Raw genomic sequence first — 14,623 nt, 5'->3', positions numbered from 1 at the left:
CGCACTACCCGCCGCCGGCTCGACCGCTCGGCCCAGACGCTGAGGGCCAATGGGTCCGTCGTTGGACATCACCGGAATGGACGCAGACCGCGGATGCTTGGGTTGGTCGTCGCCTCGCCGAGCGGGGTCGCCGGATCAGTGGTGAGCCGGTGACCTATCGGGCCCGGTTCTGGTCCGTGGTGCGCTGCTATCCGTCTGTCGAGGGACTGGTGTGGTTCAAGGAGAACAATCCTGGCCATCGATTCGAGGCTGGTCTGGTCGCCGCGTTGGCCCGGCTCGCGCCAGAGGATGTGATCGTGCCGATCGCAGTCGATCGTGAATGCAGTTGGCTGCTCACGGATGATCAGGGAACGACGCTCACGCATCCCGACGTCCGTCACCAGCCGACGCGCCGCATCGTCGTCCGCGCGCTCGCCCGCCTTCAGTGCGCCCTCCTCGGCCGTCTCAACGTGGCCGAACACGCCGGGATCATCGAGCTTGCACCGAGCGCGGCCGGTGATCGAGTGCGCGCCGTGGCCGAGGAGTGGGCGTCACTGCAGCCTGGTCATCCGCTGCGGCCCGAGCCAGACATGCTGAAACGAGCTGAGGTCGCCGCTGAGGTATTGGATCGACGTACCGCGTCCCTCAGCGACATCGTTCCGCTCGACCTGGATCTCAACGATGTGTACCCCGCGAACATCTTTGCCGACCGCTCGACTGGCGCACTCAGGCCACGGTTCTTCGACTTCGGTAATGCGATCTGGGGCCATCCGTTCGTCTCTCTGCACGGTTTCCTCGACTCCGTGGAGGAATGGACCGGTGCGCCCTTGTCTCACGCAGACCGCGACGAGCTACTCGACGTCTACCTGACGGTCTGGCGTGATCACCTCGACGCCGACCCGCGGTTGCTGCGTGACGACCTCGCCGCCACTGAGGCGCTGGTCTGTGTGCACCGGCTCGTGTCGTGGTTGCGCCTGGTTCCGTACGCCGATCCGATCGAGATCCGAACCCGGGCGGAGATCCCACGGCAGTATCTGGTCAGCGTCGCCGAGTTGGCCAGTTCGGCCTAGTTGGCTCGTCGGGGGAGAATCACCGTGTGAAGAAGCCAGAGGCCGAACCGGTGGTCGCGCGCAACCGCAAGGCTGCCCACGAGTACCAGCTGGGCGAGTCCTGGGAGGCGGGGATTGTGCTGCAGGGCCCGGAGGTGAAGGCGCTTCGAGCCGGGCGGGCGTCCCTGGTCGGTGGCTTCGCTCAGGTCGAGGACCGGGAGATCTGGTTGCATGGTGTGCACATCCCGCAGTACTCGCAGGCCCGCTGGTTCAACGGCGGCTCTCGTCGCAAGCGGAAGCTGCTGCTGCATCGCGCCCAGATCGACAAGATCGAGCGCAAGGTCAACGAGAGCGGTCTGACGATTGTCCCGGTGACCCTCTACTTCAAGGACGGTCGGGCGAAGGTGGAGATCGCCCTTGCCCGCGGCAAGAAGACGTGGGACAAGCGGCAGGCGCTCGCCGAGCGCGAGGCGAGCCGGGAGGTCGAGCGTGCGGTCAGCCGCCGACTGAAGGGCCGCCCGGACTGATCAGCCGCGCGTACGACGACGCCCAGTCAGCTGACGTGACCAGGTGGGCGGCAGCCGCCGTTGGGGTACGACCGGGTCGGGTGCGGGGCACGGTCAGGTGCGGGCGGTGTCGCTGAGGCGCTGGATCGGGATGGCCTCTCGGCGAAGCGTGGTGGCGAGGGCGATGCCGGCGAAGATGCAGGCTGCGGCTGCGGTGAGGATGAGCGGGGTGTAGCCGAGCGCGGTTGCCAGGGCTGCGGCTGCGAGTGGGGCGGTCGCGGCGGCGACGGTGGTGGGTGTGCCGAGGATGCCGGCGATGGTGGCGTAGCCGTGGTCGCCGTACCGGTCGAGCAGGATCGCGGGCTTGGCGATCGAGGCGACTCCGAAGCCGAGGCCGAAGGCGATCAGGCAGGCTGCGGCGCCGGGCACGCTTCGTCCGGCGGTGGGGAGAAGTCCGAGCGCGATGCCTTGCAGAGTGATGATCGCGGCTGTGATCGCTGTGATCGGGAGCCATCGCCGGAGGATCGTGACGGTGACGCGGCCGGTGACGGACAGCAGTCCGAGGAGGCCGGTCAAGGTAGCGGCGGTGGTGGGCGAGTGGCCGAGGCGGGTCAGGTAGGTGACCAGGTGTACGCCGATGACCGCGAGCGCTGAGCTGTGGAGGACGAAAGCGACTGCGAGCAGCCAGAAGCCGCGGTCGCGCAGTACTCGTCCGGGTGGTTCGCGATGCTCGTGGTGGATCGGTTCGGGCGGCTGAGTGCGGCGGAGCGCGACGGCGTGCAGGGGAACCGTGATCACCGCGATCACGACTCCGAGGATCACCAGGGCGTGCCGCCATCCGTAGGCCTGGATGAGTTGGCCGGCGAGCGGGATGAAGATCGAGCTTGCGAACCCTGCGACGAGGGTGATTCCGAGCAGTGCCGACGTACGGCGTTCTGGCGCGGTGACGGCGACGATGACGGCGAACGCTGGTGGGTAGAGAACCATTGCCGATGCGACGCCGATTGCGACGAAGACGCCGTACAGCTCGACGGGGGAATGGACCTGTGACCACGCCAGCACGGCTACCGCAGCGAGGATCGAACCGGTGGTCATCAGTCTGTGCCCACCGCGACGATCCAGTCGGCGACCGATGGGGATGGACAGCAACGCGCTGACCAGCGAGGCAGTGGTGAGTGCTCCGGTGGCTGCGGTGGTGGAGATGTGCAGGTCGGTTCGCATCGGTTCGAGCAGGGCGCTGAAGGCGTAGTACAGCACGCCGTAGCTGACGGTCGTGGTAATTGCCAGCGCAGCGACGACCTCGCGCCGGATGCCTCCGCGGCCGGTCAGCTGTGCACCGGTCGCGGAGGTTGTGGTGGGCATCAGCCGCAGCAGCCCGACTGCTTGGTCGTGGTGTCCTCGATGACGGTCAGCAGGCCGCCGCTGATCCCGGTGGCCAGGCCGCGACCCGCCGGCGCTGAGATCTCTACGGATTGAGGTGCCGGGCCGCAGCAACCGCCGGCCTCGTCGTCACTGCCGCCGTAGGCCAGGTTGGACGAGCAGACACCGGTCTCGGGCAGGTCCAACTGAACATCGCGTGCGGCCTCCCAGTCCCCGGCAAGTGCCGCGACGACCGAGCGGGCTTGTTCGTAGCCGGTGGCGAGGAGGAACGTCGGTGCCCGGCCGTAGGACTTCGCGCCGATCGCGTAGTACCCGGGTTCGGGATGCGCGAGCTCGTCCACACCGTGGGGCGGGACGGTGCCGCAGGAGTGCTGGTTCGGGTCGATCAGCGGTGCGAGGGCGCGAGTCGATCCCATGATCGGGTCGAGGTCGAGGCGTAGCTCGGAGACGAAGTCGTGGTCGGGCCGGAAGCCGGTCGAGTTCACCACGGTGTCGGCCAGGACTCGCCGGTCACCCGAGGCCAGCTCGACGCGGCCGTTGTCGACGCGGGTGATCGCTTCGACCCGGAACGAGCTGACGAGCTCGACGTGTCCGGACTGAACCAGCTTCTTGAGACGGCTGCCGAGCGCACCGCGGGCGGGGAGTTCGTCGGCGTCGCCGCCGCCGTAGGTGCGGGCCTGGTCGGTGCCGCGTACGACCCAGACGATCTCGGTCCCCGGGACCTGCTCAGCCAGCTCGCCCAGGTCGAGCAGCGTGGTAGCTGCGGAGTGACCGGCGCCGACGACGGCGGTACGGCGCCCTGCGTAGCGGTCACGGTCAGCGCCAAGGACGTCGGGCAAGGCGCGGGCGATGCCGTCCGCTGAGGTGGCTTCACCTTGGGCGGGGATGCCGGAGCCGCCGAGGACGTTCGGCTTGCGCCAGGTGCCGGCGGCGTCGATCACCGCGGAGGCGAGTAGTTCGGTGCCGTCGGCAAGGCGGATCAGGAATGGCGCGGCCTCACGGCCGGCGGTGCGGATGCGGTCGAACCCGACCCGGGTGACGGCGGCAACAGCCGCGTTGTACCGGATGCGGTCGTTGAGCTGTTGCGTCTTGGTCAGCGGTGCGAGGTAGGAGTCGATCAAGTCGCCACCGGTAGGGAGCGTGCCCAGGTCCGGCTCGGTCCATCCACTCGCCTCGAGTAGCCGCCGGGCGGCGGAGTCGATGTCGTAGCGCCACGGGCTGAACAGCTTCACGTGCCGCCACTCGTCGATCGCCGCCGCGACACTCGGCCCGGACTCCAGTACGACGAAGTCCAGTCCGCGTTCCGCGAGGTGTGCCGCCGCCGCCAGACCGACCGGACCCGCACCGATGACGACCACCGGCGCCGCTGTCTGCTCGCTCACGATTCCAACTCCCTGTCTAGAAGATCATCGAAACAACCATCAGCTTGCCTCGTGATTAGACAAGAGTCAAGATAGACCCATGTCGAAACAGGAGCTCACGTTGACGCCCGTCGGAACCGGCGGCTGTTGCGCGCCGATCTCCGATGCTGCACTCGATGCGGCCGGGGCTGCCGAGGGGGCGTCGGTGTTCAAGGCGCTCGCCGACCCGATCCGGCTCCGCCTCCTGTCGATGATCACGTCAGCGGGCGATGAGATTTGCGTCTGTGACCTCACGCCGCAGTTCGAGGTGAGCGGTCCGACGATCTCCCACCATCTGAAGGTTCTGCGCGAGGCCGGCCTGGTCGACTGCGAGCGCCGCGGGACCTGGGTCTACTACTGGCCCATGCCTGAACGCCTGGAATGGATCTCGACTCTTCTCGCCGTCCCGCAGCCCCTGCTGCCTCGCTGATCCAACCGGACCAGAAGTAAGCGCCGGCCGCTGGCTTGACTCGGCGAACTACCTCAGTGATCATTGAGTCAATGAACACTGAGCAATTGACCCTGGCTGAACGCGCCCGCATCCATGCGGCACTCGGCGACCCGGCGCGGCTCGCGATCGTGGACACGCTGGTCGCTGGTGACGTCGCGCCGGGTGAGCTGGGCGCCGCGCTGGACCTGCCGACGAACCTGGTCGCCCATCATCTGAAGGTGCTGGAGGACGCCGGCCTGGTCGCTCGAACCCGCTCCGAGGGCGACCGTCGACGTACCTATGTGCGACTCCAACCGGACGCGCTGGCCGCGATCGTCACTCCGGCGCTGCTCGCGGCGAAGCGGGTGGTGTTCGTCTGCACCCAGAACTCGGCCCGCTCACAACTCGCCGCGGCGATCTGGTCCCGGCGCAGCCATGTGCCGGCTGTCTCCGCAGGCACCCAACCGGCCGAACGGATCCACCCCCGCGCGCTGAAGGTGGCGCGCCGGCACGGCCTGGATCCCGTTGACTGGCGCACCGCCAACGTGAGCGATGTCGTACGACGCGACGATCTGCTGATCGCGGTCTGCGACAACGCCTACGAGCACCTGCCGACCCAGCAGCGACCCCGGCTCCACTGGTCGATCCCTGACCCGGCGCCGGCCGATACCGACGCGGCCTTCGAAGCCGCCTACACCGAGATCGCCGACCGGATCGAACGGCTGGCTCCCGCACTGTCGCCCGAGGCGACCGACTCCACCCGGAGCACCCCATGACCGAACTCACCTGGCACCGCCACGCCGACCTCTCCGTCGACCAGCACCTCGCCCTGCGCACCGCTGCCGCACGACTGACCGAAGAGTTCTCCGACATCTACGGCCCGGAGACCATCGAACGGTTCCTTTACTCCAGCTACGACCAGTTCGCCACCGGCAGCACCATCCCGAACTTCCTTCCCCTGCTGGCCGAACGGTTCGCACGGCAACGCCTCACCGCACTCGCTCGGGTCGAAGGCCACCACGACGACGGCAAACCTGTCGTGCTGTTTCTCTGCGTCCACAACGCCGGCCGATCCCAGATCGCGCTCGGCTTCTTCCAGCACCTGGCCGGCGATGCCGCGGTCGCGTGGTCGGGCGGTTCCGAACCCGGCATCGACATCAACCCGGCTGCTGTCGGCGCGATGGCTGAACGTGGCATCGACATCGCAGGCGAGTACCCGAAGCCGTGGACTGACGAAGTGGTCCGCGCTGCCGATGTCGTGGTCACGATGGGCTGCGGCGACGCTTGCCCGATCTTCCCCGGCACCCGCTACGAGAACTGGGAGCTGGACGACCCCAATGGACTCGACGTCGCCGACGTACGCCCGATCCGCGACGAGATCGAACGCCGCGTCCGCGTCCTGCTCGACGAACTCGCCGTTCCGGTGAGCCGCGGATGAGCCACGCGCAACCCTTGTGGCGTCGCGCGGTCGCCGAGTCTTTGGGGACCGGTTTGCTCGTCACCGTCGTTGTCGGCTCCGGCATCGCCGCGGCCAACCTGTCACCCAGCGACACCGGCCTACAGCTCCTGGAGAACTCCTTTGCCACCGCGCTAGGGCTCGCGGTCCTGATCCTCATGCTCGGTCCCGTGTCCGGCGCCCACTTCAACCCGGCCGTGTCCGTGATCGACTGGTGGCTCGGCCAGCGCTCAGGCAACGGACTGAAGGGCCGCGACCTCGCCGCCTACATCCCCGCCCAAATCGGCGGCGGCATCGCCGGGGCGATTCTCGCCAACCTCATGTACGGCCAAACCGTGGTGTCCTGGTCGACCACGCACCGGTCTGCCGGCCACCTTTACCTGGGCGAGACCGTCGCCACCGCCGGTCTGATCCTGCTGATCTTCGCGCTCGCCTGGTCCGGCCGAGCCCAGCTCGCCCCTCTTGCCGTCGGCGCCTATATCGGGGCGGCGTACTGGTTCACCTCGTCCACCTCGTTCGCCAACCCGGCCGTCACGATCGGGCGGGCGTTCAGCGACACCTTCGCCGGCATCTCGCCCAGCTCGGTGCCCGGCTTCATCTTCTTCCAAGCCGTCGGTGCCATCGTCGGTGCTGCCCTCGTCCTGGTCCTCTACCCCCACGCGGGCCAGGCCGCCGACGATGTCGTCACACCTCATTCAGACACCACCCACACTGGAGCATCCGCGTGAGCAAGCCCGCTGTACTCTTCGTCTGCATCCACAATGCCGGCCGCTCACAGATGGCTGCCGGATGGCTGCGCCACCTGGCCGGCGACACCATCGAAGTCCGGTCCGCCGGGTCCGAACCCGCCAACCAGATCAACCCCGTCGCCATCGAAGCGATGCGCGAGGTCGGCATCGACATCACCGGCGCCGTGCCGCACATCCTTGCCACCGAAGACGTCCGGCACAGCGACGTCGTCATCACCATGGGCTGCGGCGACGCCTGCCCCATCTTCCCCGGCAAACGCTACGAGGACTGGGAACTCACCGACCCCGCCGGCCAACCCATCGAGGTCGTTCGCGAAGTCCGCGACGACATCCACGGCCGGGTCGAAAAGCTCGTAGCCGAACTGCAGACCGCCTGACAGCCGCGAAACCGACTAGCTGTCCCCTATCGCCAGTTCGTGGACGTACGTGACGGGCTTGCCCAATGCGGCGGCGTACGCGATCTCGCGGCGCGTGGCCTCCCCGATGTAGCCACCGGGGTTCACGATTCGTACCTCATCTGCGAGGTCGATCCTGCGGAGGTGCAGCTCGCCCAGGGCCCGCACGAGCAAAGGGTCCAGCACAGGCGCCTCGGTGGCCTCCGGAGCCAGGACGATCGCCAGATCGAGCGTCAAGCGCGTGCGCTCGGTCGCAAACTCCCTGCTGAAGCGCAGGGAACCGCACAGACACACGATCTTCGGGCGAGCAACCGGCACGTTGGACATGGACACCCTTCAAGAGCCAAAGATCTCTCCAGGATTCCACGCTGCCGTTGATGCCCAGCCAGTCGTGTTAGCAGAAGTGTTGGCAAGAACAGCCCCGGACAAGGAGAAACCCCAGGTCACCCACCTCGTGACCTGGGGTTTTGTTTGCGCGCTCGGAGGGATTCGAACCCCCAACCTTCTGATCCGTAGGAGCCTGCACATGGCCTTCGGGAGCTTTGTCGAGAGTCGGTGGCGGATACACCAGTTGCCTAGTACTCCAGCCGTAGTTCGTGATCTGGCGGTGTGGCGGTCCCGGACGTAGGGCAGCCACCGGTTGATGATCTCGGGTTGTGTGGACTCAAGACGGTCGCGCGGTGGCTGCGTGCCATAGCGTAGACGCTGATCGGTGGCGGCGTGGTTTCGACGAGTTGGTGGGGCGGATCGCGTTGCGGTTCGTGCGGGTCGAGCCGCGGCGGCGGGTGGGGTTGTTCTTGGTGGGGTTGCTGGCCGGGTTGCCGCGGGTGAATTGCTGGACGATCGCCGAGCATGCCGGTGAGGCGTCTCCGGACGGCATGCAGCATCTGCTGGCTCGGGCGGTGTGGGACGCCGACGCGGTGCGTGACGACCTACGGACTTACGTGCTGGATCATCTCGGTGACCCGGGCGCGGTGCTGGTGGTGGATGAGACCGGCGATCTGAAGAAGGGCGTCCACACGGTCGGGGTGCAGCGCCAGTACACCGGGACCGCGGGCCGGATCGAGAACGCGCAGGTCGGGGTCTACCTGGTGTATGCCGCCACGGGTGGGCATGCGTTCATCGACCGGGCCCTATCTCTGCCGAAGTCCTGGACCATGGACCCCGAGAGGTGTCGTGCCGCCGGCGAACCTGGTGACACCAGGTTCGCCACCAAGCCCGCGCTCGCACGGGAGATGATCACCCGCGCGCTGGATGCCGCTGTCCCGGCGTCGTGGGTGGCTGGCGACGAGGTGCACGGCGGCGACTCCAAGCTGCGGATCGCTTTGCAGGAACGAGCGATTGGCTACGTGCTCGCGGTGGCCTGCGACCATCAGATCACCACGCCGGCCGGCAAACACCCGGCCAAGACCCTGGCCCGCCGGCGGCCGTCGCGGACCTGGAACCGACTCAGCGCCGGCGTCGGCGCGAAAGGGCACCGCTGGTACGACTGGGCCCTGATCGACATCGCGGTCGCCGACGCCGAAGGAGGTGGCACTGTCGGCGGTCAGGCGCTGCTGGTCCGCCGCTCGATCAGCACCGGTGAACTCGCGTTCTACCGCTGCTACACACCTACCCCGGTCCCGCTGGCCACCCTCGTCGCGGTGGCCGGGCGCCGGTGGACGATCGAGGAGTCCTTCCAAGCAGGTAAGGGATTGACCGGGCTGGACGAGCACCAGATCCGTCGCTGGACCTCCTGGCACCGCTGGACAATCCTCGCCATGCTCGCCCACGCCTTCCTCGCCGTGATGACTGCCACCGCACGAGCCGAAACCCCTTCACCACAAGGGCTCATCGCGCTCACCGCCAACGAGATCCGGCACCTGTTCACCCGACTCCTCAACCACACCCAACACGGCATCCGACACCTGAAGGCCGCAAGTGGTGTGCCGACGGCGCTGCTGCACTGGTCACGATGGCGACGCCGCCACCAAGACCGCGCACGCGACAGCCACCACCGCCGTCAGACGGTCCAGCTCGCCTGATCACGAACTACGGCTGGAGTACTAGGCCGATGGTGGGGTTGTCGAAGAGCAGCCCCCACCAACTTCCACTCGGTGCAGGGATGAGCTCGTCGAGCCCGCAGATCGTCATCGTCGTCGGTCACGAAGGAAGTCTGGCAGCACCTTCGGCCGGTTCACCGGACGGCCGAGTCGAACCTCAGCCTGACAAGCCACCATCGGCTCCCGCATCGAGCGGCCAGGCCAACGCCGCGCCGTCAACCCGACACGACTACGACGTCAACGTTCGTTGGAGAACCCCACCGCAAGTACGGTGAGTCAGTTATCGAATAGCACTATCAATCGGCACGTAATCCCAGCTCGCACCGTCGTCGACACTGCGGTAAAGGTGACCGCCGGGAGCAGCACCTGGAATCTTGAACGCGTTGTTCGTGGTCAACCAGACCGTCCCGCCCGCGACCGGGTCGATCCGAGTGATGAGCTGCTTGGCCGGCAGCCGAAGGTGGCGGCGCTGCCATGGGCCTGCGGGGTCATCGGCGACGAAGAGGTCGTGGCCCGCCGCCGTCCAGATCCGCCCGTCCGCCCCCCACGCCGCCGGGTGCGGTCGGCGCGAGCGCACTGGCACCATCGGCAGCCGGTACGGACCAGCCCAGTCCCGCGACCCGACACGCCGGTAGACGTAGCGGCCCTCCCACTTCGGCCGCCGAGGCGAGTCCCTGTCAGAGAGGGCCGACAACACCAGCAGGACAGTTCCATCCCGGCCCATCACCGGTTCAATCCGGCGTTCCGCGTTGACGGGCAGCCTCGGCGGCGGCTCCAACGCCTCCGGCTCCCAACTGACGCCCGCATCCACGGTCCGATACAGGACGTTCGCCCCGTTTCCTTCGGCTGCCACCAGCAGCCCGTCGGTCGCCGACTGAAAGGTCACGTCAACCACGCCAGAACCTTTCACGCCCGCAAGGCTGTGCCAAGTCGCGCCACCGTCCCAGGTGCGTACGAGATCGGTCCGCGCCATCCCGGGCATCCCGCTCTGCTGGTGAACATATGCCCTCAGCCACATCTGCCCAGGTGTCAGGAACCCTGCCCCCAACCCATTAACCGGAGCCTGTGCCAACGTCCAGCTGACACCGGCATCCTCGGTGCCGGCCAGGAAGGCGTCCGGCCCTACAAAGGGATCATCGGCGGCGTGGGCTTCCGGCCGGTAGCCATTGATGTCGTCGCCCTGCGACACTGCCAGCGCAAATGCGGCCCGACGCTCGTCGAACGCGGTCAACCTGCCGTAGAACAGACCCCGCCACGCCAACTGCGGACGCCAGGTCGCGCCGGCGTCCTGAGTAAACAGCACCCGGCACTGTGCCGCTTGCAGGTCCACGACATAGGCCCACCCGGCCGTCGGTGAGGCGAATGCCGTGTCGCCGACCACGAATCCGGCCTCGGGAGGCCGTGACTTCGCAGCGGCCACCTCCACCGGCGCAGGCGCGCCCGGCATCGGTTGCCAACCCGGCTCCACCATCGGCCCGCCTCCCTGAGGACATTGGTCCTGCCTCTGCCTTCCGACCGCCAACGTCGTGAGCCCGGACATGCTAACCCGGCCCTTCTGGTCCGCCGCCCAGCGGCGCTGCTGAGGTCACGCCGACTGCACCGCGGCGATATACAGCTCACGCGTGAAGTGGCGTGAGCCGCAGGCGAATTGCGACTACCCAGGGAAGTCCCGATGTCCGTTGACACCCAGTTCAACTGAGGTCAGGTTCGAGTTGCGCCAGGAGCTCAGGATCGATAGAGGATCAACCGCGGTGATGCTGGCCGCCGCGCGTCGCCTCGCCCAACATCACGAAGTCCGGCTGTCGTACTAGAGATGCCGCTCGTTAGGAACCGTTGGGGTCAGACTGGGGTCACGGCCGAGCGTGTCAGTTGCGCCGCCCGGCGCCCAATTCGCTGTGGTAATCTCAACGTCGCAGGCGCGGGTTCAAACCCGGTCGTAGGGCGCAGCGGCACAGCAGCCGAAAGGGCAAGGCCCACCTACTTCAAGACCGAAGAGGGAGCGCCATGCCCAAGCTCGAAACCTACAAGAAGCAGGCGAAACTGCTCGTTCGCTGGCACCGCGAAGGAAACTTCTCGATTGGCGGTCGCATCCGACAGCTCGCGCGCTATCGCACGTTGTCCGACCGCGAAGCACTCGCGCTGAAGTTTCCCCTCACCGAAGCCCAAGAGATCATCGCTCTCGAAGCGGGCTGCGCCAGCTGGGCCGAACTCAAGGCGAGCACGGAAGCGGCTCCGCCCACCAGTGAGCAGCCGGAGACTCAGGACACGGCAGCCGCGAGCGCCAAGCCGGTGCTGTACGTCGCAGACGTCGATGCCTCGGCCACGTTCTATCGGGACCAGCTCGGCTTCCGGATCGACTTCGTGCACGGCAACCCGCCGTTCTACGGATCGGTGGCGCGCGAGGGCGCGAGCTTGCACCTGAAGCTCGTAGACGAGCCGGTGTTCGCGGCCGGTGCCGCGGAACGAGAAGGGCTCATCATGGCGTTCATCGATACGCCGAACGTACGCGAACTTTACGCGGAATATCGGGCCGCTGACGCCGAGATCGTGCAGAAGCTGACCAAACAAGCGTGGGGCGGCACCGACTTCATCGTGCGTGACCCGGACGGCAACGCGATCGCGTTCGTCGGCTGAGGCCCGACGCGGCCGAGGCATGACCGGTTGCGGTCAACCATGACCTCAAGAACCCAACCGTTCAGGAACTAACGACACGCCTGACAGTTCGGGGTGCTGTGGACAAGCTCGGGTTCCTGTTCGAGCAGGACGACGAGTGATGTTGGGGTCAGCCGTGGGGTCAACCACCCTCAGAAACGCCAAAACCCCGGGTCATCCACCTCGTGACCTGGGGTTTTGTTTGCGCGCTCGGAGGGATTCGAACCCCCAACCTTCTGATCCGTAGTCAGATGCTCTATCCGTTGAGCTACGAGCGCTGGACAACGTCGAGTAACGATACATTGGACAGGTGGGTGGAGGCCAATCGGCCTCAGGGAAGCCGTACGGCGGGTCGCGGCGAAGCACTCTGCTCGGCTGAGGCTGGCGGGTTGTGTGAGCGCTGGCGGGATATAAGGCGTCAGCGATCGAACAAGCCGCCAGGCAGCATGACCAGAAGCGGGCCGGCCCGCGGGACGTTGATCGGTCTTGGAGGACCGGTGCGTGGCTAAGGTCGCGGGTATGGCGAGTCGACTGGTGCGGGGTACGGCGATCGCGTGCGGTGTGGCTGCCTTCGCGGGTGCGGGGTTCGGGTACGCGGTCGGGGAACCGGTGGAACCCGAGGACATCCTCCCGGCCAGGACGTTGCCGGCCGACGTGTGTGCCCGGATCGGCGACGTGTCCGTGATGTTGCCCAAGGCATCTAGCGGTACGGCGCCCATCACCATGAACCAGGGTGGGACCGCCACGGTGACCTGTGAGGCGGCGGTCAGCCGGCAGAAGTCGAGCAGCTTCACCTCGGCGTCGGTGAAGGTGACGATCACGCCGTACGCCGGTGCTGACGCGGGGGCCGGGCAGCCGCCGTTCAGGCCGGAGCAGACCGCGAAGCGGGCCTTCGACCGGTCGCCGATGGACAAGGTGCCGGACCGGCAGTACCCGACCAAGTCGGCGCGGACCGTTCGGGGTGTGGCCGGTGAGTCGTTCACGGTCAAGACGCTGGTGCAGCGCGCGGACATCGTCGTTCAGGTCGAGTACACGGCGAGCCCGATCCAGGCGGACGTCGCGGAGCAGGCGGTGCTGGTGCTGGCGGACCGGGCCATCTGGGAGAGCAAATGAACAGCACGCCGGAGATCTCCGGGTACGAGTTCGACCAGCGGCTGTTGCGGCACCCGCTCGCGGAGCTGTGGCGCGGCCGCAGCTTCACCGGAATGGAGGTCGTCGCGCTCGTGCTGAGCGACGCGGGCGCGAAGGACGCGGTTGTGCGCGACCGGCTGATCCGCGCCGGCCGGGACGCCGCACTCGACCCCGAGCAGCAGGAGACCTCGCTGTGGGCGGCGAACTTCAACGCCACGCGCCCGTACGCGATCACCCAACTCATCCCCGGCCAGTCCGGCGCCGAGCGCCTGATCGACCCGCTCGACGGCATCCTCGGCAACGACGAGGAGTCGGTGCAGGCGGTCCGCACCCAGCTCAGCCAGTACGGCGCTCAGCCGCCGACCCAGCCGCCATCCGGCAACGGCTCCGTCCCGTCCTACGCACCCGCACCAGAAACGGGACCCGCACCACAAGCGGGACCCGCCCGACAAGCGGGACCCGCACCACAAGCGGGACCCGCCCGACAAGCGGGACCCGCACGACAAGCGGTGGCACCACAGACCAAGCCCTCGAAGATCGACATCGCCCGGCAGTACCGCCGCAAGATCGGCGGCTGGATCTACCTCGTGGTCGCGGTCATCGTGCTGATCGTCTTCACGGTCACGTACTCCGTCGGCGCCGCGATCGGCAGTTCGGTCAAGGACGAGAAGCCCGACGCCGCGCCGCAGGCCGCGGTCAGCCCGTCCGCGTTCCCGTCGACCGTGCTGCTCCCGGCGTTCCGCAAGGTCACGACGGCGCCGTACCTCCGGCCCGACGGCGGCCCAGGGCTGTTCGGCGCGACCTACCCGGCCGGGACCGACGTGCAGGTGATCACCACGGCCGAGGTCCCGTTCGCGATCGGCTGGCCGCGGCCGCCGGCGGTGTCGTACCTCGGCGAGTCGTCGACGATCGTCTACCGCCAGGTGCAGACCGATGACGGCGTGGGCAATCCGAGGCTCACGCCGGACCTGCGGATCGCGCTGCGTCCGTGCAAGGACCTGGCCGGCTGCCTGGCTGACCGGTCGTCGTTCGACCAGCAGTGGACCAAGGTCTTCAAGGCGCCGGTCCCGGCGACGGCGAAGGACAACCGGACCTGGCTCACGGTGAAGCAGACGAAGCCGTTCGCGCTGATGATGACGCGCGCGTTCAGCAGCGGTGGCCAGTGGTGGCTGGTCGGCGTCGCGGTCACCGGCGCACCCGGTGAGGAGCAGACCGTGCAGCAGGTGCTGAACGACATCTGGCGGCAGACCAGCTGATCCGCCGCAAGATCTCCGCAACGGCCCGCGCGACCAGCGCGGGCCGTTCTCATTTTCACAAGGTTCACCGGAAAGCGATTGTCGCGAAAACTTTGTGACCGGGTTCACTTTCTGGTGGTTCACAGCCCTTGTGTCTGTCGCGTACCGTAGTACCACTTGCACACTGGTATACGTCCACTGGACACACTGGTATGCGAG

At 67.4% G+C, this 14,623-nt stretch carries 15 protein-coding genes and 1 tRNA gene; 11 read left to right on the top strand and 5 right to left on the bottom strand.

Annotated elements, in window-relative coordinates; genetic code table 11:
- Nucleotides 1–149 precede the first annotated feature (149 nt).
- Both OG817_RS36145 and smpB read left to right on the top strand, forming a co-directional pair.
- Nucleotides 150–1,049, top strand: coding sequence for a hypothetical protein (locus tag OG817_RS36145; RefSeq protein ID WP_406049381.1), 900 nt, complete (start codon nucleotides 150–152; stop codon nucleotides 1,047–1,049).
- A 26-nt stretch (nucleotides 1,050–1,075) separates the two neighbouring features.
- On the top strand, nucleotides 1,076–1,555 hold the full coding sequence (gene smpB, locus OG817_RS36140; protein ID WP_406049380.1) for an SsrA-binding protein SmpB: 480 nt from the start codon (nucleotides 1,076–1,078) through the stop codon (nucleotides 1,553–1,555).
- 93 nt (nucleotides 1,556–1,648) lie between these two features.
- On the opposite strand, the gene OG817_RS36135 is transcribed toward smpB, so the two are convergent.
- Both OG817_RS36135 and OG817_RS36130 read right to left on the bottom strand, forming a co-directional pair.
- Nucleotides 1,649–2,896, bottom strand: coding sequence for an MFS transporter (locus OG817_RS36135; protein ID WP_406049379.1), 1,248 nt, complete (start codon nucleotides 2,894–2,896; stop codon nucleotides 1,649–1,651).
- Nucleotides 2,896–4,296, bottom strand: a complete 1,401-nt coding sequence (locus OG817_RS36130; protein WP_406049377.1) for an FAD-dependent oxidoreductase — start codon at nucleotides 4,294–4,296, stop codon at nucleotides 2,896–2,898. Before OG817_RS36130 ends, OG817_RS36135 begins: the two co-directional genes overlap by 1 nt.
- A 79-nt stretch (nucleotides 4,297–4,375) precedes the next feature.
- Here OG817_RS36130 and OG817_RS36125 point away from each other — a divergent pair, with 79 nt between their 5' ends.
- The 5 genes from OG817_RS36125 to OG817_RS36105 all read left to right on the top strand — a co-directional run bounded on the left by OG817_RS36125 (nucleotide 4,376) and on the right by OG817_RS36105 (nucleotide 7,326).
- Nucleotides 4,376–4,744, top strand: a complete 369-nt coding sequence (locus tag OG817_RS36125) for an ArsR/SmtB family transcription factor (RefSeq protein ID WP_406049375.1) — start codon at nucleotides 4,376–4,378, stop codon at nucleotides 4,742–4,744.
- Nucleotides 4,745–4,815: 71 nt separating this feature from the next.
- Entirely contained in the window at nucleotides 4,816–5,520 is a 705-nt protein-coding gene (locus OG817_RS36120) for a helix-turn-helix domain-containing protein (RefSeq protein WP_396397954.1), read from the top strand.
- Nucleotides 5,517–6,182, top strand: a complete 666-nt coding sequence (locus OG817_RS36115; RefSeq protein ID WP_406049373.1) for an arsenate reductase ArsC — start codon at nucleotides 5,517–5,519, stop codon at nucleotides 6,180–6,182. The genes OG817_RS36120 and OG817_RS36115 overlap by 4 nt, the downstream gene beginning before the upstream one ends.
- Entirely contained in the window at nucleotides 6,179–6,928 is a 750-nt protein-coding gene (locus OG817_RS36110) for an MIP/aquaporin family protein (RefSeq protein WP_406049371.1), read from the top strand. Before OG817_RS36115 ends, OG817_RS36110 begins: the two co-directional genes overlap by 4 nt.
- Nucleotides 6,925–7,326 (top strand): arsenate reductase ArsC, encoded by a 402-nt coding sequence (locus tag OG817_RS36105; protein WP_406049370.1) that lies wholly within the window; start codon nucleotides 6,925–6,927, stop codon nucleotides 7,324–7,326. Before OG817_RS36110 ends, OG817_RS36105 begins: the two co-directional genes overlap by 4 nt.
- A 15-nt stretch (nucleotides 7,327–7,341) precedes the next feature.
- Here OG817_RS36105 and OG817_RS36100 read toward each other — a convergent pair whose 3' ends face one another.
- Nucleotides 7,342–7,581, bottom strand: a complete 240-nt coding sequence (locus OG817_RS36100; RefSeq protein ID WP_406049369.1) for a hypothetical protein — start codon at nucleotides 7,579–7,581, stop codon at nucleotides 7,342–7,344.
- Between the two features lie 500 nt (nucleotides 7,582–8,081).
- Between OG817_RS36100 and OG817_RS36095 the strand changes: the two genes are divergently transcribed.
- Entirely contained in the window at nucleotides 8,082–9,368 is a 1,287-nt protein-coding gene (locus OG817_RS36095; protein WP_406049368.1) for an IS701 family transposase, read from the top strand.
- Nucleotides 9,369–9,666: 298 nt separating this feature from the next.
- On the opposite strand, the gene OG817_RS36090 is transcribed toward OG817_RS36095, so the two are convergent.
- Nucleotides 9,667–10,857 (bottom strand): WD40/YVTN/BNR-like repeat-containing protein, encoded by a 1,191-nt coding sequence (locus OG817_RS36090; RefSeq protein WP_406049367.1) that lies wholly within the window; start codon nucleotides 10,855–10,857, stop codon nucleotides 9,667–9,669.
- Nucleotides 10,858–11,390: 533 nt separating this feature from the next.
- Here OG817_RS36090 and OG817_RS36085 point away from each other — a divergent pair.
- Nucleotides 11,391–12,020 carry a VOC family protein gene (locus OG817_RS36085; RefSeq protein ID WP_406049366.1) on the top strand — a complete coding sequence of 210 codons (630 nt, stop codon included), beginning with the start codon at nucleotides 11,391–11,393 and terminating at the stop codon, nucleotides 12,018–12,020.
- A 223-nt stretch (nucleotides 12,021–12,243) separates the two neighbouring features.
- Here OG817_RS36085 and OG817_RS36080 read toward each other — a convergent pair.
- Nucleotides 12,244–12,316 (bottom strand) — tRNA-Arg (locus OG817_RS36080).
- Between the two features lie 241 nt (nucleotides 12,317–12,557).
- On the opposite strand from OG817_RS36080, the gene OG817_RS36075 reads away from it, so the two are divergent.
- Together OG817_RS36075 and OG817_RS36070 are read left to right on the top strand one after the other, a co-directional pair.
- Nucleotides 12,558–13,151 carry a hypothetical protein gene (locus OG817_RS36075; RefSeq protein WP_406049365.1) on the top strand — a complete coding sequence of 198 codons (594 nt, stop codon included), beginning with the start codon at nucleotides 12,558–12,560 and terminating at the stop codon, nucleotides 13,149–13,151.
- Entirely contained in the window at nucleotides 13,148–14,425 is a 1,278-nt protein-coding gene (locus OG817_RS36070) for a hypothetical protein (RefSeq protein WP_406049364.1), read from the top strand. Before OG817_RS36075 ends, OG817_RS36070 begins: the two co-directional genes overlap by 4 nt.
- Nucleotides 14,426–14,623: the final 198 nt, after the last annotated feature.

Origin of the sequence: Kribbella sp. NBC_00889, assembly GCF_045207705.1 — a bacterium.
Classification (GTDB): Bacteria; Actinomycetota; Actinomycetes; order Propionibacteriales; family Kribbellaceae; genus Kribbella.
The sequence above is the reverse complement of the archived record's forward strand: the minus strand, read 5'-3'. Positions and strand labels throughout refer to the sequence as shown.